Annotated in this window: 19 protein-coding genes; 10 read left to right on the top strand and 9 right to left on the bottom strand. The window is 61.3% G+C overall.

Annotated features, from left to right (window positions below; genetic code table 11):
- Position 1: 1 nt before the first annotated feature.
- The 8 genes from NKH03_RS06135 to NKH03_RS06100 form a co-directional block, all read right to left on the bottom strand.
- Positions 2–1,015: a type II secretion system F family protein gene (locus tag NKH03_RS06135; protein ID WP_352967620.1), complete on the bottom strand. Its 1,014-nt coding sequence runs from the start codon at positions 1,013–1,015 to the stop codon at positions 2–4.
- 29 nt (positions 1,016–1,044) lie between these two features.
- Entirely contained in the window at positions 1,045–2,547 is a 1,503-nt protein-coding gene (locus tag NKH03_RS06130) for a TadA family conjugal transfer-associated ATPase (protein WP_352875857.1), read from the bottom strand.
- A 29-nt stretch (positions 2,548–2,576) separates the two neighbouring features.
- Positions 2,577–3,866 carry a CpaE/TadZ family protein gene (locus tag NKH03_RS06125; RefSeq protein ID WP_352875859.1) on the bottom strand — a complete coding sequence of 430 codons (1,290 nt, stop codon included), beginning with the start codon at positions 3,864–3,866 and terminating at the stop codon, positions 2,577–2,579.
- A gap of 38 nt (positions 3,867–3,904) precedes the next feature.
- Positions 3,905–4,642 carry a CpaD family pilus assembly protein gene (locus tag NKH03_RS06120; protein ID WP_352875861.1) on the bottom strand — a complete coding sequence of 246 codons (738 nt, stop codon included), beginning with the start codon at positions 4,640–4,642 and terminating at the stop codon, positions 3,905–3,907.
- Positions 4,643–4,656: 14 nt separating this feature from the next.
- Positions 4,657–6,177: a type II and III secretion system protein family protein gene (locus NKH03_RS06115; protein WP_352967619.1), complete on the bottom strand. Its 1,521-nt coding sequence runs from the start codon at positions 6,175–6,177 to the stop codon at positions 4,657–4,659.
- Positions 6,174–6,986 (bottom strand): Flp pilus assembly protein CpaB, encoded by an 813-nt coding sequence (gene cpaB / locus NKH03_RS06110; RefSeq protein ID WP_352967618.1) that lies wholly within the window; start codon positions 6,984–6,986, stop codon positions 6,174–6,176. The genes NKH03_RS06115 and cpaB overlap by 4 nt, the downstream gene beginning before the upstream one ends.
- A 213-nt stretch (positions 6,987–7,199) precedes the next feature.
- Entirely contained in the window at positions 7,200–7,718 is a 519-nt protein-coding gene (locus NKH03_RS06105) for an A24 family peptidase (protein ID WP_352967684.1), read from the bottom strand.
- Positions 7,719–7,890: 172 nt separating this feature from the next.
- On the bottom strand, positions 7,891–8,067 hold the full coding sequence (locus NKH03_RS06100) for a Flp family type IVb pilin (RefSeq protein ID WP_352967617.1): 177 nt from the start codon (positions 8,065–8,067) through the stop codon (positions 7,891–7,893).
- Positions 8,068–8,402: 335 nt separating this feature from the next.
- Here NKH03_RS06100 and NKH03_RS06095 point away from each other — a divergent pair, with 335 nt between their 5' ends.
- The 3 genes from NKH03_RS06095 to NKH03_RS06085 all read left to right on the top strand — a co-directional run bounded on the left by NKH03_RS06095 (position 8,403) and on the right by NKH03_RS06085 (position 10,186).
- A complete protein-coding gene (locus NKH03_RS06095; protein WP_352870162.1) occupies positions 8,403–8,825 on the top strand; it encodes a pilus assembly protein N-terminal domain-containing protein in 423 nt (140 codons plus the stop codon).
- Between the two features lie 139 nt (positions 8,826–8,964).
- Positions 8,965–9,546: a TadE/TadG family type IV pilus assembly protein gene (locus tag NKH03_RS06090; RefSeq protein ID WP_352967616.1), complete on the top strand. Its 582-nt coding sequence runs from the start codon at positions 8,965–8,967 to the stop codon at positions 9,544–9,546.
- A 46-nt stretch (positions 9,547–9,592) separates the two neighbouring features.
- On the top strand, positions 9,593–10,186 hold the full coding sequence (locus NKH03_RS06085) for a TadE/TadG family type IV pilus assembly protein (protein WP_352967615.1): 594 nt from the start codon (positions 9,593–9,595) through the stop codon (positions 10,184–10,186).
- A 103-nt stretch (positions 10,187–10,289) separates the two neighbouring features.
- On the opposite strand, the gene NKH03_RS06080 is transcribed toward NKH03_RS06085, so the two are convergent.
- The gene (locus NKH03_RS06080) at positions 10,290–11,174 is read right to left on the bottom strand and encodes a phosphate/phosphite/phosphonate ABC transporter substrate-binding protein (protein WP_352967614.1); all 885 of its coding nucleotides are present in this window, start codon (positions 11,172–11,174) and stop codon (positions 10,290–10,292) included.
- Between the two features lie 240 nt (positions 11,175–11,414).
- Between NKH03_RS06080 and NKH03_RS06075 the strand changes: the two genes are divergently transcribed.
- The 7 genes from NKH03_RS06075 (at position 11,415) to recF (ending at position 19,936) form a co-directional block, all read left to right on the top strand.
- On the top strand, positions 11,415–12,656 hold the full coding sequence (locus tag NKH03_RS06075) for a phosphopentomutase (RefSeq protein WP_352967613.1): 1,242 nt from the start codon (positions 11,415–11,417) through the stop codon (positions 12,654–12,656).
- On the top strand, positions 12,649–13,536 hold the full coding sequence (mutM, locus tag NKH03_RS06070; protein WP_352967612.1) for a bifunctional DNA-formamidopyrimidine glycosylase/DNA-(apurinic or apyrimidinic site) lyase: 888 nt from the start codon (positions 12,649–12,651) through the stop codon (positions 13,534–13,536). The genes NKH03_RS06075 and mutM overlap by 8 nt, the downstream gene beginning before the upstream one ends.
- A 31-nt stretch (positions 13,537–13,567) precedes the next feature.
- Positions 13,568–14,341 carry an enoyl-CoA hydratase gene (locus NKH03_RS06065; protein ID WP_352967611.1) on the top strand — a complete coding sequence of 258 codons (774 nt, stop codon included), beginning with the start codon at positions 13,568–13,570 and terminating at the stop codon, positions 14,339–14,341.
- Positions 14,342–14,523: 182 nt separating this feature from the next.
- Positions 14,524–14,790 carry a 30S ribosomal protein S20 gene (gene rpsT / locus NKH03_RS06060; protein WP_013533694.1) on the top strand — a complete coding sequence of 89 codons (267 nt, stop codon included), beginning with the start codon at positions 14,524–14,526 and terminating at the stop codon, positions 14,788–14,790.
- An 851-nt stretch (positions 14,791–15,641) separates the two neighbouring features.
- Positions 15,642–17,186 (top strand): chromosomal replication initiator protein DnaA, encoded by a 1,545-nt coding sequence (gene dnaA, locus NKH03_RS06055; protein ID WP_352967610.1) that lies wholly within the window; start codon positions 15,642–15,644, stop codon positions 17,184–17,186.
- 305 nt (positions 17,187–17,491) lie between these two features.
- On the top strand, positions 17,492–18,610 hold the full coding sequence (gene dnaN, locus NKH03_RS06050; protein WP_352629705.1) for a DNA polymerase III subunit beta: 1,119 nt from the start codon (positions 17,492–17,494) through the stop codon (positions 18,608–18,610).
- A gap of 186 nt (positions 18,611–18,796) precedes the next feature.
- Positions 18,797–19,936: a DNA replication/repair protein RecF gene (gene recF / locus NKH03_RS06045; protein WP_352967609.1), complete on the top strand. Its 1,140-nt coding sequence runs from the start codon at positions 18,797–18,799 to the stop codon at positions 19,934–19,936.
- The last annotated feature ends 109 nt before the right edge of the window (positions 19,937–20,045 follow it).

The raw sequence follows: 20,045 nt of genomic DNA, 5'->3' as shown, positions 1-20,045 counted from the left end.
CCTAGACTTCGAAGTTCATCATCTTGCGCATCACCAGGATGCCGATCGACATCCAGACCGCGGCGCAACCAAGGATCAGATTTCCGACGCTGGTGTTGAAAAGCGGCATCAGGTAGGCCGGGCTCGACAGGTAGACGAGAAAGGCGACGATGAAGGGCAGCGCACCGATGATCGCGGCGGACGCCTTCGCTTCCATCGACAGCGCCTGGACCTTGGCTTTCATCTTCTTGCGGTCGCGAAGCACGCGCGAAAGATTGCCCAGCGCCTCGGAGAGATTTCCGCCTGCCTGCGACTGAATCTGGATGACGATGCCGAAGAAGCTTGCCTCCGTGCAAGGCATGGTTTCAGGCATGCGCAAGGTTGCGTCGGGGATCGAGAGGCCCATCTGCTGTGAATCGACGATGCGACGAAACTCGGACTTCACAGGCTCGGGCGATTCGTTGGCGATCAGGCGCACGGCGTCGTTCAGCGGCAGGCCGGATTTGACCGCGCGCACGATGATGTCGAGCGCGTTTGGAAATTCGTTGAGAAATGCCTTGACCCGGCGGGCGCGACGAAACGAGACGAACCAGCGCGGCAGGCCCAGCCCCCCAGCAACCAGCACGCCCGGCAAGGCGAGCATCGGCGCTCCGGCCACAAAGGCGGCCATCGTCAAAACGAGGCCGCATACGGCGGAATATATATAGAAGCGCTCTACGGTAGCCTTCAGGCCGGCCTGACGGAGTTGGGCTTTCAGCGGCGGCTTCTTGACGGCGCTGTCCTTGGTTCTCTGCTTTGCGTCGAGCTCGTTGAGCGAATCCTGAACCGACTTGCGCCGCTTGGTGGCTTCCGCCGCGCGATCGCGCGAGGCCTTGACGACCGAGCGATCCGTCTCGGCGGTCCTGATTGATTCGAGTCGCTTGCCGACCTGTTTCTCGTTGCTGATCCGAGTGAACAGAAATGCATAGGCGACGGCGCCGGCGCTGAAGCCGGCGAGTACGACAAACGCCAGTACTGTACCGTCAATTCCAAACATTGGCCCGAACCCTTACGCCCCAGGATGCGTCAGTCAGCGCGTTTCTCCATCGCCTCGAGCGCAATGGCGAGGCGCTGCTCCTCGCCATAGTAGCGGGCACGGTCCCAGAAATGCGGGCGACCGATGCCGGTCGATACATGCTCTCCCAGCAGCCTGCCATTGGCGTCCTCGCCCTTGATATTGTAGAGGACGATATCCTGCGTGATGATGACGTCGCCCTCCATCCCGATCACCTCAGTGATGTGGGTGATGCGGCGCGATCCGTCGCGCAGACGCGCCGCCTGGATGATCACGTCGATGGAGCCGACGACGATTTCGCGCACTGTCTTCTGCGGCAGCGAATAACCGCCCATGGCGATCATGGATTCGATACGGTTCAGGCATTCGCGCGGGCTGTTCGAGTGGATCGTTCCCATCGAGCCGTCATGGCCGGTATTCATCGCCTGCAGAAGGTCGAACACTTCGGGTCCGCGCACTTCACCGACGATGATGCGCTCGGGCCGCATGCGCAGGCAGTTCTTGACCAGGTCGCGCATCGTCACCTCGCCCTCGCCCTCCAGATTGGGCGGACGGGTTTCGAGGCGGACGACATGCGGCTGCTGCAATTGCAGCTCGGCCGAATCCTCGCAGGTGATGACGCGCTCCTCGCGGTCGATATAGTTGGTCAGGCAGTTGAGCAGCGTCGTCTTGCCCGAGCCGGTACCGCCCGAGATGACGATGTTGCAGCGAACACGACTGATGATCTTGAGGACTTCGGCGCCCTGCGGTGAGATCGCGCCGAACTTGACCAGCTGATCGAGCGTCAGCTTGTCCTTCTTGAATTTGCGGATGGTGAGCGTGGCGCCGTCGATAGAGAGCGGCGGCGCGATGACGTTGACGCGGGAGCCGTCGGGAAGGCGGGCGTCGCAGATCGGGCTGGACTCGTCGACACGGCGGCCAACCTGGCTGACGATGCGCTGGCAGATGTTGAGAAGCTGCTGGTTGTCACGGAAGCGGATGCCGGTCTGTTCGACCTTGCCGTTGACTTCGATGTAGACGTTCTTGGACCCGTTGACCATGATGTCGGCGATGTCGTCGCGTGCGAGCAGTGGCTCGAGCGGCCCATAGCCGAGCACATCGTTGCAGATGTCCTCGAGCAGCTCTTCCTGCTCGGCGATCGTCATCGCGAAATTCTTGATCGCGATGATGTCGTTGACGATGTCGCGGATTTCCTCGCGCGCGCTCTCAGGATCGAGCTTGGAAAGCTGCGATAGATCGATCGTGTCGATGAGCGCGGAGAAAACCTGGCTCTTGGTGTCGTAGTAAGTTTCGCTCTTTTCGCGCTGTGCCCGCTTCGGCTCAGGCGCCAATGGCGGCGCCTCGACCGCACGGCGCGCCGGCGGCGCGACAGGTGCGCTTGGCGCGGCCGCAGGCCGGGCCAGAACCGCCGTGTCCGCGGAACTTGCAGCCGGCGGCGCAACAGGCGCCGGTGCTGGCTGGCGAAATTCCGGCGTGAACCGGCTGCCGTCGTCGCTGCCTCTTTTACCAAACATGATCGACTACCGATTCCACTGCTGAAGCATCACTTCTTGTTGCGCGAGAGCTTGCCGAGCAAATTGCCAAGCCCGGCCTTCTTCTTGGCCTTGATTTCGCTGCGCCCGGTCAGCACATGCGCGATTTCGTTGATCATTGCGACAACCGGGTTCTTGGCATCCATTTCGCCGAGCATGCGTCCGTTGTTGGCGGCATTGCCGAACAGCAACGGATCAAACCCAATGACCGACATCGGCGACAGGCCGAGCGGCTCGGCGAAATCGGACGGCGAAATCTCCGGGCGCTTCGGGACGCCGGCCTGGTTGATGACCAGCTTCGGCGGCGGGTCGTTGGGACGAAGCCGCTTCAGCATGTCGACAAGGTTCTTGGTGTTGCGCAGATTGGCCAGTTCCGGCGTCGCCGTGATGACGATCTCATCGGCCTTGATCAGGGTGTTCTTGGTCCAGCCCGTCCAGACATGGGGAACATCGAGAACCAAAAGCGGCACGCTGCGCTGAGCGGTGTCAATGAGCTGCGTGAAGGCCTCGGAATCGAAATCATAAACCCGATCGAGCGTCGAAGGCGCTGCCAGCAGCGACAAATGCTCGGCGCACTGGGTCAGCAGCCGGTCAAGATAGACTTCATCGATACGCTCCGGCGAAAACACCGCCTCGGCGATGCCTTGCGCCGGATCCTGGTCGAAGTTGATGTTGGCCGTGCCGAACGCCAGATCGAGATCGGCGACGACCACTTCGGATTTGAATAGGGTGGACATCGCCCAGGCTACATTGTGGGCAATCGTCGAGGAGCCGACACCACCCTTGGCGCCGACAAAGGCGATCGAGCGGCCGAGCGGCTCGGCTTCCGGATCGATGAAAATCGACGATATCACGCTGACGATGTCGGCCATCGACACCGGTGCGATCACATATTCGGAAATGCCGTTGCGGATGAGTTCGCGGTAGAGACCAACATCATTGTAATGACCGATCACCACCACCTTCGAGGTCGGATCGCAATATTCCGAGAGCTGGGCGAGTTGCTCCAGCAATTGCTTCGGCTCGCTGCGCGATTCCAGCAGGATCAGGTTGGGCGTCGGCGCCGACTGGTAGAATTCGATGGCGGTGGGGACGCCGCCCATGTGGACCTTGAGATGCGCCTTCGTCATGCGGCGGTCCTCGCCGGCGCGCTCGACCGGATTGGCCACGCCCTCGGTCTCGCAGAATGCCTGGATCGAGATGCGCGGGATCGGCCGCAATGCCTGCATCGCGGCGATGTCCTGCTGCGAGGTATCGCTGCCGTCCACCGGGGCGTCGTAGGCAAGGTTGCTCATCGTCATGCTCTTTCCCGTGGCCTGTTCAATCCGAGACTGGCGGCTCAGTACGTCACTTCCGAATTGCCGAGGAACTCATCTGAGATGCCTCTCTTTTGGTAGACGTCGATGGCTTGGCTACGATTTGCCGGATCAATATTGGCAGGCTTGCGCGGGCCGAGCAGGTCGGTCGGGTTGGCCATCTGGGCGGCAAGATTGTTCTGATAGGAGCAGCCGAAGTCGGCATAGTGCTTGTTTTCCGACGTATCGACGAGGTCGTCGGGCCAGCGTCCGCATTTGTCGGTCTGCGCCCTCACCGCTACAAAGGCGACGCGAACCGGCGACGATACCTCGCTCGAGGCAGCCTGATAGGAGGTGACAACGATCCGGTTGCGCTTGACGCCGGCGGCGATCGCGAGCCGGCCAAAATCGCGGGCCGCCGCCGTCGCAGCGACCTCGTTGGCCGATCCGCTCGGGATTGCGATCGTCAGCGCCGGGGCGGCGCTCTTGTCGTAACCGTCGAGAAAGCCCGAAAGCGTATCGCGCTGCGAGCCGGTCATGCCGCGATCGCCGGCGCCCACCGGCAGGTCGATCTTCTGATTCTTTTCCGCGATCACGATCGGATGGTTGGTGCGATAATCATCCGGGATGGCGCCGACGGTGATGCTGTCGCGATGGGCGCAGCCGGCGAGCAGCGCCACAACCGCAACCGCCACGACTGGAACGGCTCGCCGGCAAACTTGCGAACGGCCAAAGCGCATCGTTGTGGCGATGGTGCTTGCCTTCAATACTAACTGAGACATGTCCGCTTCCCCGCTTACTTGTAGATGAAGCCGACGACGCCGTGGTAGCGGCCGTTGGGCTTGTCGGTCTGCATGGTGCCGTAGACGCGATTGACGCGGCCGAGGAACATGCCGGCGCCATCGCTGGCGGCGTTGAAATTGTCGTCCGGCTTGGCAAGGTCGTTGCGCGCCACCGGCTTCACCAGATAGGGCGTGATGATGATGACGAGCTCGGTCTCGTTGCGCACGAAGTCCCTGCTGCGGAAAAGCGCGCCGAGTACCGGTATCTTTGTCAGCCCCGGCAAGCCGTTGACGGCTTGCCTGACATCGTCGCGAACCAGGCCGGCGATCATCATAGAGCCGCCAGATGGCAATTCCACCGTCGTATCGGCAAGACGCTTGCGCAGCGAAAGGGCATTCATGCCGATACTCTGATTGTCCGTGGATGCCGACACGGACCCCTCGGTTGTCGGTTCGGAAACCGAGGTTCTGACTTTCAGGCTTATGCGGCCGGGAGACAACACCACCGGCTGGAATTCCAGGCCGATGCCGTACTCGATCTTTTCAACGCTGTAGGTCTTCAGGCCGGTCTGGTTGTCTTGCGATACGTTCGCGGAAACGCCGGTCACCATATTGTATTCACCACCGACCTTGAAGGTCGCCTTCTCACCGGACACGGCGGTCAGGGTCGGCTCAGCCAGGGTCTTCATGACCCCCGACTGCTCCATGGCGTTGATATAGGCCTGCAGCCCCGAGGCGGCGATATTGAAGCCCGCATTCGACAGCGGCTTGCCGAGACCCGTGAAAGGGTCACTGAGCGCGCCGTAGCTGATGCCGTTGCTGCCGCCGCTGCCGACCATGTTGACGCCGAGCTGCTTCATCACCGAGCGGCTGACCTCGGCGACCGTCACCTTCAGCGTGACCTGGTCGTCGCCGATGATCTGGATCAGGTTGACGATCTGGCTGGTGCGGCGCTCCTGGTCCGGGTTGTTGATGTCGACACCGCTCTGGGCCGATCCGCCGGCCGCGGTCTGGGAATATTGTCCTGTCGTCGCTTCACCACCCGACACGAACATATTTGCCAGCTTTTCGGCCCGCTTGGCATCTAAGGGAGTATCCACGGTTCCTGTGAGAACGACGTTGTCGTTCAGCAGTTCCACCTTGACGGCCGACGTCGGCAGGAAGCGCCTGATATAATCCTCGAGGCCGGCAACGTCGCGTTCGACGGCCAGATCCAGACTGACTATCTGCTCGCCATTCGGGCCGAAGACAAAGATGTTCGTCTCGCCGACCGCCTTGCCGAACAGGTAGATGCGCCTTGCGGTGCGGGTCACCGCATCGGCCACCGCCGGGTTGGCGACGAGAATGTCGTAGGCATCGCTCGGCAGGTCGATGACCACCGACTTGTTAAGACCAAGCTTGACGCGCTGGGTGGCCGTCGATGCCGTGACCTGGGCATTCTTTGCCTCGACAGCGCTGCCTTGCACATTCGTTCCGACGAGCAGCAGGCCGAATGCCGCGGCTGCGATTGCCGGCAGTTTACCACTTAGCCTCATTTCCTTGCCCCTACTTCGGAAACTTCGCCCGACTTGATCAGCCTCACCGTTCCCCTGTGGCCATTGCCGGAAACGAGGTAGTCGGCCTCACCCAGATTCTTTTCCTGCGTATCCGCGACCGCCCTCAGCGCCAGGGTCAAGCGATCGGCCATCTGTTGGGCGACAGTGATGATCTCGGCCTGCTTGGGCGTCAGTTCCAGCGTGGCGGTCTGGCCCACCCTGGTCTTCTTGCCTTCCTCGTCCTCCTGAATGGTCTGGTCGATGGCCAGGACGCGGATGTTCTTGAGGATGGTCTCGGTGTTGAAACCGGCGCCAGCGGCACTGGCATCGGCTCTGCGGGTCATGATCACATCGACGAAATCGTTCGGAAGAATGAAGCCGCCGGCCGACGTGTCGGCCGAAATAGCCGTGGCGACCGCCCGCATGCCGGAAGGCAGGATCGACGACATGAAGCTTTGCCCCTCGCCGATCAGCTTGGAACGCCGCAGAGGCTCTCCGGCATACATCGCCACACGGGCAAGAGAGCTCTTCAGCTTCTCCAGCGCCTCGGGCTCGGCGGTGCGGGTGATGAAATTCGCATTGACGCCGTCGGCGGGCCAGGATTGCCAGGCGATGTTGTTTTCGATCGGGCTGCCCATCGGAACGTCGCCCGAAAGCACAAGCACATCCTGCAGAGCCACGGCCGGGCCCTGGGGGCCGGAATCGACGACGACCTGGGGCGGCGGTGCCACCATGTTTTTCGCGACATAGCCCGCGCCACCGGCCGCGGCCACCGCCACGATCAGAATTATCAATCGCGATGCTGGCATCTGTCCGAACCCTTGCCCTGGCAAACCACGTAGCCAGGCCGGACTTTGCAGCGGCAATCGTCAAAACAAGGTTAATGTAATGCTTACGATCGTGATTAATTTAAGGTTTACATAAATTAGCCGGAATGTGCCCTGATCGGCCAAAATGGCCGGGGCCGGGCCTGTTGAGAACCGGTTGCGGCAATGCTGACAGACAACAAAATTAATTCGCGGTCAGGTCGCGAGCCTAGTGAGCGCCCATACCATCAAAGGCGAATCCGGATAGGTCAGCAACCCACCAAGGCCGAGCGCTACGCCGTAAGGAACGCCTTTTGCCTCGTCGGCGAAATGGCGCAGAAACGGATTCTGGCCGGTAACTGCCGCAAGCAACGACTTCCGGTAGAGGATGATCGCGAGCGTCAGCAGGCCACCGATGATGGTCGAGGCGACAAGATACTCGACGAGACTGACATTGAGACCCATCCACATCGCGGTGGCGGCCAAAAGCTTGGCGTCGCCGCCGCCCATGCCGCCCATCGCAAACAGGCCGAACGTCACGGCCAGAACCAGGGCGCCGGCGGCGAAATGCCCGCCATAGGCCGCCCATTCCATACCCGTCAGCGGCGCGACCAGTGCGAAAACAACGACGAGCAGAACCGGCACGCGATTTGCGATCGTCATCGACAGCATGTCGGAGATCGCGGCAAACAGCATGCAGAACGGAAAAACGACGAAGATCAGGGCTTCAAGCATCGGCGCCATGCCTATTGTCCGATTTCACAGGGCTCAATCTAGGAATGTTCGATTAACGATTGATGAGGCCCGGAACGAAAAGACGAGTGATGTTGGCAGCGGCATGGAAAAAGGGCCGCCATGCGGCGGCCCTTTTCCAAAACGCAATCCAAATGCTCGGCGATAGGGCCGATCAGCCGCCGCTGTTGGTCAAGGTGGTTCCGATGGCGGTGAACTTACCGTTGAGCGCAGTTCCGAGCGAGGTGGCGCCGGTGATAATGGCGAGCGCGATGAGAGCGGCGATCAGACCATATTCGATAGCGGTCGCGCCGGATTCGTCCTTCACAAAACGTGCGATGAGATTAGACATTCGAGAGCTCCTACTCCACGTGTTACAGCACTTCCGTCAACTTCTGTGATGGTTGATCGGATGCTGCCAATCTAGGGAGAAGCTCTTTCGATCGGCTTAATAAACAGCCTTACCGATTCCTTTCCCGGTTCGAACATATTGCGTGGTTAACTTCGGGCTAAAGTATCGCCGAGCCTTCCAGTCCCGGGTTTGGTGGGCTTGCGGCCCCCGACCGGATCGCGCCTCGCGGGCGCCCTTGTTGGCCATGGCACCATTGGCAGCACCGCATGCTTAACCGTTGGTTCACCAATCTCGTTCATGTTCCGTTGATCAGTCTGCTTGCGTGGAGCGCCTCAATGGCCCAGCCGAGATCGTCAATCGTGATTGCCGCGCTTCTTGCCGCCACGACCTTCGTCGCGCCAGCCATGGCCGGCCCCGGCATCGAGGTCACGATGAACCAGGCCAAGATCGTCAAACTGTCGCGCCCCGCCGACACCATCGTGGTCGGTAACCCGGCAATCGCCGACGCTTCCGTGCAGGACGCCTCGACGATCGTGCTGACCGGCAAGGGCTTCGGCGTCACCAATCTGGTCGTGCTCGACACCGACGGCAGCCCAATCGTCGACGAGCAGGTTACCGTCGTGCGCCAGGCCGCCTCGTCCGTGCGTATCTATAGGCGTGCCGAAATCCAGACGATGTCCTGCACGCCCTATTGCGAAAGCTCCTACAAGAGCGATGCGGAGAAGTCCTCCGAAGCGGAGATGAGTGTCAGCCATTAGGATGGTGCAGCCGAATGCCGTTCAGGTTATCGGCTGGTTAAGAAGCCAGCGCCGACTTTAGCGATCATCCAAACCGGACCTCAATCGGTTTGCGCTAGTTGCTCCTTCCGAGACCGCATAGAGATCGGCAGGATCAGACATGAGCAAGGAATTCGGCTCCGCAGGCGAACACAAGGCGAGAAGCCCAAGGTTTTTCGCCCGTTTTCTTCGCGACCGCCGCGGCGCCACGGCAATCGAATTCGCGATCCTTTCAGTCCCGTTCGCATTGCTTGTCTTTGCCATTCTGGAAAGCTGCATCTCGTTTGCCGCGCAGGAAGTGATGGCCAACATCACCGACGATGTCGCGCGCCAGTTGCGCACCGGCCAGTTAAAGGCGGCCACCGTCACTGAAGACGGGTTGAAGACCACGATCTGCAACAAACTGCAGATCATCGTCGCCCAGGATTGCAAGCTTCAGTTGATGGTGGATCTTCGCCAATATGCGACATTCGCCGACGCGGCCTTGGCCGGCTTCAAGATCAAGGACAACGATGTCAAGCTGACGAACGGCACCACCGAGCAGAACTTTGTCGTTACGGCGGGTGCGGCGGAATCGAGGAACATGCTGCGGGTCTTTTACAAATGGCCCATCATGACCGACCTTTTGGCCCAGTCGATGGGCGGCAACAAGACTCTGCATTTCGCATCCGTGACCTGGCAGAACGAGCCGTTCGACAACTGAGTTCGAGGCGGATGCACGAGCAGTAGAAAGATAAAGGGCAATGGGCATGATGCGTGCGGGGGCACATCTCGGGACTACGGGAGTTTGGCTGAAAGCAAGTCGATTCTGGTCCGATCGCCGCGGCATCGCAGCGGTCGAATTCGCCTTGATCATGCCCATTCTGCTGATCATGTATTTCGTGACCATGGAGGCGTCACAAGCCATCGAGACCAGCAAGAAGGTCAGTCGTATCGGCAGCATGGTGGCCGATCTCGTCACCCAGCAGACAAGCGTCGTCAAGGCGGATGTCGAGGGCATCATGAAGATCGGCACCGTCACCCTTCAGCCCTACAGCCGCTCGGCCCCGAGCATCACCATAACGGCGATACAGGTCTCGGCCGACGGGACGAAGGCATTGGTGGTATGGTCACGCAAGTTGGTCGCGGGCGTCGCCAGCCCCGGCGCAGTCGCGACCACGGAGACCACAGTTCCAGCATCGCTCAAGGTCGCCAATACCTTCCTCATCCGCGTCGAAAGCAATCTCGTCTACGAGCCGGTCATCCAGCTTGCCTTGACCTCGGTTTTCAACAAGTTGCCGATGGGCGAAACCTACTATCTGCGTCCCCGCAGAAGCGTGACGGTCCCTTGCGGCGACTGTTGAACCGAGACGGCCAGGCGGTTCGCAGAACCGTTTTGGCTCTTGGTTGCCACGCGATTGCAGATGAGAAGCCGTTACGCAAATTTTCCGTTTTGGAATTGCGCTACTACTGCTGACCTCTGGCCGAGACGAAGCGCACGATGGAAGCAGCCATCTCGTAATCCTTTGGGGTAACGGTAGCGAAGCCACCGGAATGCTTCGTTTCCAGGAGGTCGTAGATATCAGGCGTCATCGACTTGAGGTTGGTGAGGAACACGGTGAGCCGGCGCTTGGCTTCAGGATCAAGATCGCTGCGCACCGCGTGGGGGCCATATCTCAGCAGGCCCGACGTCCACACGACACGAAGGGCCGTTACCGAGAGCCCTGCCGCCTCCAACCTCGCCCGCGTGCCCGATGCTTCCGGCTGACCGTCGGCAACGGCCGTCGCCCAGCCGAACAGGCCATCGGCCCTACCATCGATCAGCATCGTCTCGGCGGCCGCGGCCGAGTCGGCATGGACCAGAAACGGTGCGTCTTCAGCGACCTCGCGGCCTTCCCCGGTCAAAGCCGCAAGTGGCAAGAGGGAACCGCCGACGCTGTCAGAAGGCGCCATGGCGATGCGATGGCTCTCCATCGCAGCCAGGTCGGGCAGCTTGCCGTCCCGCGTCAGCAGAACGGAGCGGATGCCGATCGCACCGTCGGAATCGACCGGAGCCACAAGCGGCTCGATACATTCGCAGCGCTGCGAGGCCGTCGCATAGGCGGTCGCCGAATAGATCGCGTATTCGATGCGGGCATTGGCCTGCGCCTCGATCAGCGAGGCATAGTCACGGGCAACGACAAACTCGACCTTCATGCCCAGGGCCTTGGTGTAGGCGTCGGTCAACACAGCCAGCCTGGGAACGGTGTTGCCGGCGTCTGGTTCGGCAACGATGCCGATGCGAAACGTGCGGATATCATCGCGCCAGTCGGCATGCGCCGGACTGGAGCAGACCACGGCCTGCACCAGCATGAGGGCAGCAGAGGCCTTCAGTGCAACGCTCCGAACCGCCGTCTCGTTTCCTCGACCCATACCCATCCGTCGCATCGTTGCGACATGCATTCCTTGTTCGTGCATGTCGTTGCCCAAAACCGCTGCGCACCTTTGGGCGACATCACTGGACTATCGCGCCAAGCCGTTGCCGTTTGGTTTCCGAATTGCCAATGAAGTCGCGGAACCCTATGTCTGGTCGTTCAAACTGGCAACAACTCGATGGCGCGCGCTTTCCTCTTCGTTCTTGACTCTTTCGGCATCGGTGGCGCGACCGACGCCGACCGCTACGGCGATGCCGGCGCCAACACATTCGCGCACATCACCGAGGCCTGTGCCGAAGGCCGCGCGGATCGCGAGGGGCTTCGCGCTGGACCGCTGTTTGTCCCCCACATGGCCTCGCTCGGGCTTGGCAAGGCTGCCGAAACCGCGACGGGACTGGGCTTTGCCAGCAGCGGGACGGATCTGCTTGCCACGGCCTTCCACGGTGCCGCGCAGGAGATTTCAAGCGGCAAGGACACACCATCGGGCCATTGGGAAATCGCCGGCCTGCCGGTGCGCCTGGACTGGGGCTATTTCCCGGATACGGTTCCCGCCTTTCCGGCTGAACTGACCGAGGCGATGATCCGCGAAGGCAAGGTGCCGGGCATTCTCGGCAATTGTCATGCGCCGGGCACCGAGATCATCGAGCGGCTCGGCGAGGAGCACATCCGTACCGGCATGCCGATCTGTTACACGTCTGTCGACTCGGTCCTGCAGATCGCCGCGCATGAGGTCCATTTCGGTCTCGAGCGGCTTTATGAATTCTGCAAGGTGGTACGCAAGCTGGTCGACCCGCTGAGGATCGGACGGGTTATCGCACGGCCCTTCGTCGGCGAAACCGCCGCCACTTTCGAGCGGACCTACAACCGCCGTGACTACGCCGTGCCGCCGCCGGAGCCGACGCTGCTCGACCGGCTGACGGCGCGTGGCAGCCGTGTCATCGCCATCGGCAAGATCGGCGACATCTTCGCTCATCGCGGAATTTCGCAAGTGCGCAAGGCGGCGGGCAACATGGCGATGTTCGACGAGGCGCTGGGCGCGATGGATGATGCCGGCAACGGTGATCTCGTCTTCGCCAATTTCGTCGACTTCGACACCGAATTCGGTCATCGCCGCGATGTTGCAGGCTATGCCGCCGCGCTCGAAGCCTTCGACCGGCGACTGCCGGAGGCATTTGCAAGGCTGCGGCAGGGCGATCTTCTCATCCTGACGGCCGATCACGGCAACGATCCGACCTGGCGCGGTACCGATCATACGCGCGAGCGCATTCCGGTGGTCGGCACCGGACCGGGTTTCAAGGGCGGCGACATCGGGCTGAGAACGACATTCGCCGACATCGGTGAAACCGTGGCCGAGCATCTTGGGCTGGCGCACGGCCGCTATGGCACTTCTTTCTATACGGCGATTGGCGGTCATGCCTGAATTGCCGGAGGTCGAAACCGTCCGGCGCGGACTGCAGCCGGTTCTGGAAGGCGCAACCATTGCCCGTGTCGAGGCGCGCCGACCGGATCTGCGCTTTCCATTTCCCGAGAAATTCTCGCAGCGGCTGACCGGCAAGACGATCACGGCACTTGGTCGCCGGGCCAAATATCTGACGATGGACCTGAAAGGCGGTCCCGTGCTGATCTGCCATCTCGGCATGTCGGGCTCATTCCGCATCGAAACGGCGGACGGCAGCGACATGCCTGGCATCTTCCAGCACGACCGCTCGAAGAGTTCCAACCACGACCACGTCGTCTTCCATGTCGTATCTCCGGCAGGCGTCCGATCTCGCGTGATCTTCAATGATCCGCGCCGCTTCGGCTTCATGTTGTTTGCGGAAGGGCCGGACGTTCATCCGATGCTGGCCGGACTGGGCGTTGAGCCAACGGGCAACGCGTTGGACGGCGCCCTGCTTGCCTCATTGATGAAAGGGCGGCGATCGCCGCTGAAGGCAGCGCTTCTCGACCAGAGGCTGATCGCCGGGCTCGGCAACATCTATGTGTCGGAGGCGCTGTGGCGCGCCGGCCTGTCGCCGCTGCGCGAGGCGGGCACGATCGCCAAGCCCGGAAAGAAAGCCCAGGCCCAAAGCGAACACCTCGCCGGAGCCATTCGCTCGGTGATATCAGATGCGATCGCGGCAGGCGGGTCCTCACTGCGGGACTATATGCAGACCGATGGGTCCCTGGGCTATTTCCAGCATTCCTTCGCCGTCTACGACCGCGAAGGCGAGGCCTGTTCGAAACCCGGCTGCGGTGGCCACATCGAACGGATCGTGCAGAGCGGCCGATCGACCTTCTATTGCCGGACATGTCAGCGGTGAGTTAGACGAGCGCGAGCGAGGAGAAGCAGTCATGACCTATGAAACGATCATCATCGAGACGCATGGCAAGGTCGGACTGATCAGGCTGAACAGGCCGCAGGCGCTCAACGCGCTGAACTCGCGGATCCTGACCGAAGTGGTCGCGGCCGTGAACGGTTTCGGTGCCGATGCCGATATCGGCGCCATGGTCATCACCGGTTCCGAAAAGGCTTTCGCCGCCGGCGCCGACATCAAGGAGATGCAGTCGATCTCCTATGCGGACGCCTACGCCCAAGACTTCTTCGTCGGCTGGGAGGAGCTTACGCGGGCGCGAAAGCCTGTTATCGCGGCCGTAGCGGGCTATGCACTCGGCGGCGGCTGCGAGTTGGCGATGATGTGCGATTTCATCATCGCCGCCGACACGGCAAAGTTCGGCCAGCCCGAAATCACGCTCGGCGTCATTCCAGGCATGGGCGGGTCGCAACGGCTGACCCGCTTCGTCGGCAAGGCGAAGGCGATGGACATGTGCCTGACCGGGCGGATGATGGATGCCGCCGAAGCCGAGCGTTCGGGCCTAGTGTCGCGGGTCGTGCCCGCGGGCGACCTTGTTGAGGAGGCGCTGAAGGCGGCCGCCAAGATCGCCAGTTTCTCGCTGCCATCGGTGATGATGGCAAAAGAGGCTGTCAACCGCGCCTTCGAGACGACGCTTGCCGAGGGATTGCGGTTCGAGCGCCGACTGTTTCATTCGCTGTTTGCGCTGGACGATCAGAAGGAAGGCATGGCGGCGTTCGCCGAGAAGCGGAAGCCGAATTTCACCAACCGCTGACGCCAATCCTTCAGCTGCGAAGAAGATGGTTGTTGGCCGCCAAAAAGAAGGCCGGGCAGCGTTGACGCGCCGGAAAAGCTGAACTATAAGCCCCACCAACCGAGGCGGCCCCGTGGCTGCCCGTTTGTTTTTTGCGCCCTGCGGCATCCCGCATGCGCCGACCAGATCAGAAGAGAGGCATCATGGCCAATACATCCTCGGCCAAAAAGGCAACGCGCAAGATCGTACGCCGCGCAGCGATCAACAAGAATCGCCGCTCGCGCGTGCGCACCTATATCCGCCAGGTCGAAGAGGCGCTTGCCTCCGGTGACAAGGCCGCCGCGCAGGCTGCGTTCAAGATCGCGGAGCCGGAATTGATGCGCGCCGCTACCAAAGGCGTGATCCACAAGAACACGGCGTCCCGCAAGGTGTCGCGACTGGCTCAACGGGTCAAAGTCCTGTCAGCCTGACATTACTTGCCTACACTGACGTTGTTCGAACCCGGCCGTTTGTGCCGGGTTTTTTCGTTTGCCGGCAAGCACTTAAAAAGAATGTCCGGAAACGACGTTCTATGCGGATTTCACCATTGGGAATACTTTGCCGGCATATGCATGCCTGCACTTGATCAGCACGCTTGGAAATGACCGGCTTGCGGATTCTTAGCTACCAAAAATAGTCTTTAATTTTCAGACGTTTACCGGCGGTGATCCACAGCTTGTCCACATCGAGCCGGGGCGATGGGGGACAAGTGGCTGTCAAGTGAATTATTTCAGAATATTTCTCTCAGCGCCCGGTTTTTCATATTCGCCGGAAAAGGGTTTGAATCACAATGGCTTTGTTAAAATGTGCCGTTGCGGTACGCCACCCGAACCCGCCTCCAGTAACCAGATTCCTTAAAAATCCGTTAGACGTGGCCTTGCCCTATCCACAGCGATTTCGGTAATGTCGATCTATCGAAAGGGACGGGCCTCTGGCCCTCAACCAGCCTGACACGGACCAGCTTAAATTGGCGGGATTTGCAACGCGGATCAAGTCTGCGGACGGGTTTGGTTTGTCTTTTTCGATGCGGTAGGGGACTGGCGTAACTAGACATGGCGGGTAGACGGCGGCCGGCGATCTTTTCGACGGACGGTGTTTTGTTGCCCTGACATACCCAACGCGGACTGGCTTCCTTGAGCCGGCACCGGTTCCCGCAGACAATGGGCGACGTTCATCTGCCGGCGGCGGCAGCGGACATCGCAGCAAAGACGCAGTCGCCGGAACCGGATGCAGGAGGCGCATCCCCGGTGGAAAACAGGTACGGAAGGACAAGGAAAAGATCATGCAGAGCGGCATCGAAAGGGAACTTACGGGCGACCTCCCATTTCCTGGAACTTTGATCGGAGCAAAAGACATGGCGGTGTCCAGCGACGCGGAGCAAAAATTCGACCGGGTCAAGACTCAGTTGAAGGCGCGTCTGGGAACCGAAGTCTATTCGAGCTGGTTTGGCCGCATGAAGGTCGCGGAGGCTTCCAAGGGCATTGTCCGCATCTCGGTGCCCACCGCCTTCCTGCGCTCGTGGATCAACGGCCACTATCTCGACCTCATCTCCGAGCTGTGGAAGCAGGAGGATCCTGATCTCCTCAAGATCGACATTGTCGTGCGCACGGCGACCCGTCAGGGACGCAGCCAAGCCGAGCCGGAGGTGGTACCGGCACGCAAGATGACGCGGCAGACGCAGACGGCGCTTGCCGCGGGCACCGTCAGCCCCGGCCGGACAGAGCGTGCACCGGTTCCGCGTCCGGGCACGCCGGTCGAGAGCGAATTCCGGCACAATGTGCTGGGGTCACCGCTTGATCCTCGCTATACGTTCGGCTCCTTCATCGAGGGCCCGTCGAACCGGGTGGCCTTCGCCGCCGCCAAGGCAGTGGCGGAATCGCAATCGAGCGCGGTGCGCTTCAACCCGCTTTTCCTTCACGCAACCGTCGGGCTCGGCAAGACACATCTGCTGCAGGCTATCGCCGCGGAATCGCTGAAGCAGAATCCCAAGTCGCGCGTCGTCTATCTCACGGCCGAGTATTTCATGTGGCGCTTTGCCACCGCAATCCGTGACAACAACGCGCTGACGCTCAAGGAACAGCTGCGCGACATCGACTTGCTCATCATCGACGACATGCAATTCCTGCAGGGCAAGTCGATCCAGCATGAATTCTGCCACCTGATCAACATGTTGCTCGATAGCGCCAAGCAGGTCGTCGTTGCCGCCGACCGGCCGCCGTCGGAACTGGAATCGCTCGAACCGCGGGTCCGTTCGCGCCTCAATGGCGGTGTCGCGCTTGAAATGTCGGCGCCCGATTTCGCCATGCGCCTTGGCATGCTCAAATTGCGCCTTGCCACCGCCAGGGTCGATGATGCGTCGCTGAACATTTCGGAAGAGATCCTCAATCACGTTGCCCGCACCGTGACCGGCAGCGGACGCGAACTGGAAGGCGCCTTCAACCAGCTGCTGTTCCGTCAATCCTTCGAGCCGCAGATCACCATCGACCGGATCGACGAAATCCTCGGCCACATCTATCGAACCGGCGAGCCGAAGCGGATCCGTATCGAGGACATCCAGCGCATCGTCGCGCGCCACTACAATGTGTCGAAGACCGAATTGCTGTCCAACCGGCGCACGCGCACCATCGTCAAGCCGCGGCAGGTGGCTATGTACCTGTCGAAGGTGATGACGCCGCGCTCGTTGCCCGAGATCGGACGGCGTTTCGGTGGCCGCGATCATACCACCGTGCTGCACGCCGTGCGCAAGATCGAGGACCTTTCCGGCAACGACAACACGCTGGCGCAAGAACTCGAGCTCTTGAGGCGGTTGATCAACGACCAAGCCTGACCGGTCCGGGCGAGCCCGAACCGGAACAACACCGGAATTCAATGGCTTGCCTGTGCGGTCCGGGGCCCGGAATGGGCTCGTGGCGCCGCCTGGAAGCGGCCCGGATTTCGGTTTTACAACACCGGCTCGCGGGCTTCGTGCCCTTTATCCCCAGAAAGCCCGCGCAGCCGACCCTAACCGGTGGCGCGGGCTTGCGTTTGCCGGTTTTTTCCTGTCAGTTTACGCAGATTCTGAGCCTGTTCAGACCTTTCGCGGGACGCCGCTCATTGGTGACCCGTCATTCATTCAAGCGAGCCTGTTTCGTCATGCGTGTTATCCTGGAACGGTCAAACCTCCTGAAGTCGCTCAACCACGTCCACCGTGTGGTCGAGCGGCGCAACACCATACCGATCCTGTCCAACGTGCTGCTCAGCGCCGAAGGCGCCAGCCTTGAAATGAAGGCGACCGATCTCGACCTCGAGGTGACGGAAGCGACGCCCGCCAAGGTGGAGCGCGGCGGGGCGACGACGGTTCCGGCACATCTGCTCTACGACATCGTTCGCAAGCTCGCCGACGGCGCTGAGGTGATGCTGAAGACGGACGAGGACGGCAACGCCATGACGGTGACGTCAGGCCGCTCAAGCTTCCGCCTCCAGTGCCTGCCACAATCCGACTTCCCCGAGCTTTCGGCCGGATCGTTCTCGCATATCTTCCGCCTCGACTCGGTTGCCCTGAAGGGCCTGATCGAGAAGACCCAGTTCGCCATCTCCACCGAGGAGACACGCTATTATCTGAACGGAATCTACCTGCACACGCATGAGGTCGGCGGCAAGCTGAAGCTGCGCTCGGTGGCGACCGACGGCCACCGCCTGGCGCGCGCCGAAATCGACGCGCCGGCGGGTTCCGAGGGCATGCCGGGCATCATCATTCCACGCAAGACGGTGAGCGAGCTGCAGAAGCTGGTGGACGATCCGGACGTCGCGGTCACCACCGAACTGTCGGACACCAAGATCCGCTTCACCATCGGCAGCGTGATTTTGACTTCGAAGCTGATCGACGGCACCTTCCCCGACTATCAGCGGGTCATTCCGACCGGCAACGACAAAAAGCTGATCATCGACCGCCAGAGTTTTGCCGCCGCTGTCGATCGCGTCTCCACCATCTCTTCCGAACGCGGCCGCGCGGTGAAGCTTTCGATCAGCGAGGGTCAGGTGACGCTTGCGGTCAACAATCCGGATTCAGGCAGCGCCACCGAGGAACTGGCCGCCGACTATTCGTCGGATCCGATCGAAATCGGCTTCAATGCCAAGTATCTGCTCGACGTTGCCGCGCAACTGACCGGCACGGAGGCCAAGTTCATGCTGGCCGACGCCGGTTCGCCGACGCTGATCCACGACATGGCCGACGAAACCGCACTCTATGTGCTGATGCCGATGCGGGTGTAGCCTAGGCCGAGTCATCAATCCGGCTCTGCGGCCGGGACCGGCTATGAGAACGATGGTTGCGGCGACTTCCAGAGCAATTCCAGGAAAGTGTGAAACGGTTTTCCGTCCGGAATTGCGTCAAAACAAAGAGATAGAGCGGTTCGGCGTTTCCGTGAAACGATGAACCGCTCTACAGGCGGATAGCGGTTGCCGGCACAGACCTACATAAGTAAGCTTACGCTTACTAATTTTCGCAACTACGCGGCGCTGACGATCGATCTGGCGCCGGGTGCCGTGGTTTTTTCCGGCGACAATGGTGCCGGCAAGACCAATCTCCTCGAAGCGATCTCCTTTTTGACACCGGGGCGGGGCTTGCGCCGCGCCCCTTATGCGGATGTCGCGCGCGAGGGTGGCGATGGCGGCTTTGCCCTGCATGCCCGGCTCGACGGAGCTGACGGTCAAGTCGAGATCGGAACAGGCATTTCCGGCGGCGACAGCCCCGGCGAAGGCGGCAGGCGGGTGCGCATCAACGGAGCTTCGGCACGTTCGGCCGAGGACATGCTGGAATGGCTGCGCGTGGTGTGGCTGACGCCGGCGATGGACGCCTTGTTCACCGGACCGGCCGCGGATCGACGGCGCTTTCTCGACCGGCTGGTGCTGGCGATCGACCCCGGCCACGGGCAACGTGCGATCGATTACGAAAAGGCGATGCGTGGCCGTAACCGACTGCTTACCGAAGGATCCCGGGACGACCGCTGGTTCGACGCGATCGAGACGCGGATGGCCGAGACCGGTGTGGCGATCGCCGCGGCACGGGCCGAGATGGTGCGCCTGCTCGCCGCCATGATCGACAGGCTGCCCGACACGGGGCCGTTTCCGCAGGCCGATATCGGCCTTTCGGGGGACCTGGAGGCCGAGGTTTCCAGCATGCCAGCAGTCGATGTCGAGGAGCGCTTCCGCCGGACGCTTGCCAACGGACGCGACCGCGACCGCGCCGCCGGGCGCACGCTCGAAGGGCCACACCGCTCGGATCTGGTGGTTCGGCACCGTCCCAAGGCGACGCCGGCCGAGCTCTGTTCGACAGGCGAGCAAAAGGCGCTGCTGGTCGGCATCGTGCTGTCGCATGCCCGGCTGACCGGCGAAATGTCGGGCATGACACCTATCCTGCTGCTCGACGAGATCGCCGCGCATCTCGATGGCGGGCGGCGCGCGGCGTTGTTTTCCATCCTTGAGGAATTGAACTGCCAGGTGTTCATGACCGGAACCGATGCGGCGCTGTTTTCCAGTCTCAAGGGGCGTGCGCAATTCCTGACTGTCGACCACGGCACGGTTGGGCCAACGATCTAGATATTTGACGCTTGCATAGGTCATCATCCCAGAACCGCTTCGCACTTTTGGGCGACCCGCCGCAGGTTTATGCATGTCATGGATTAGCCCCTGACAAGGTTTTTCAGCC

Source organism: Mesorhizobium sp. M1406, from assembly GCF_040317555.1.
GTDB lineage: Bacteria > Pseudomonadota > Alphaproteobacteria > Rhizobiales > Rhizobiaceae > Mesorhizobium.
This window is presented reverse-complemented; position numbering and strand designations above follow the sequence as displayed.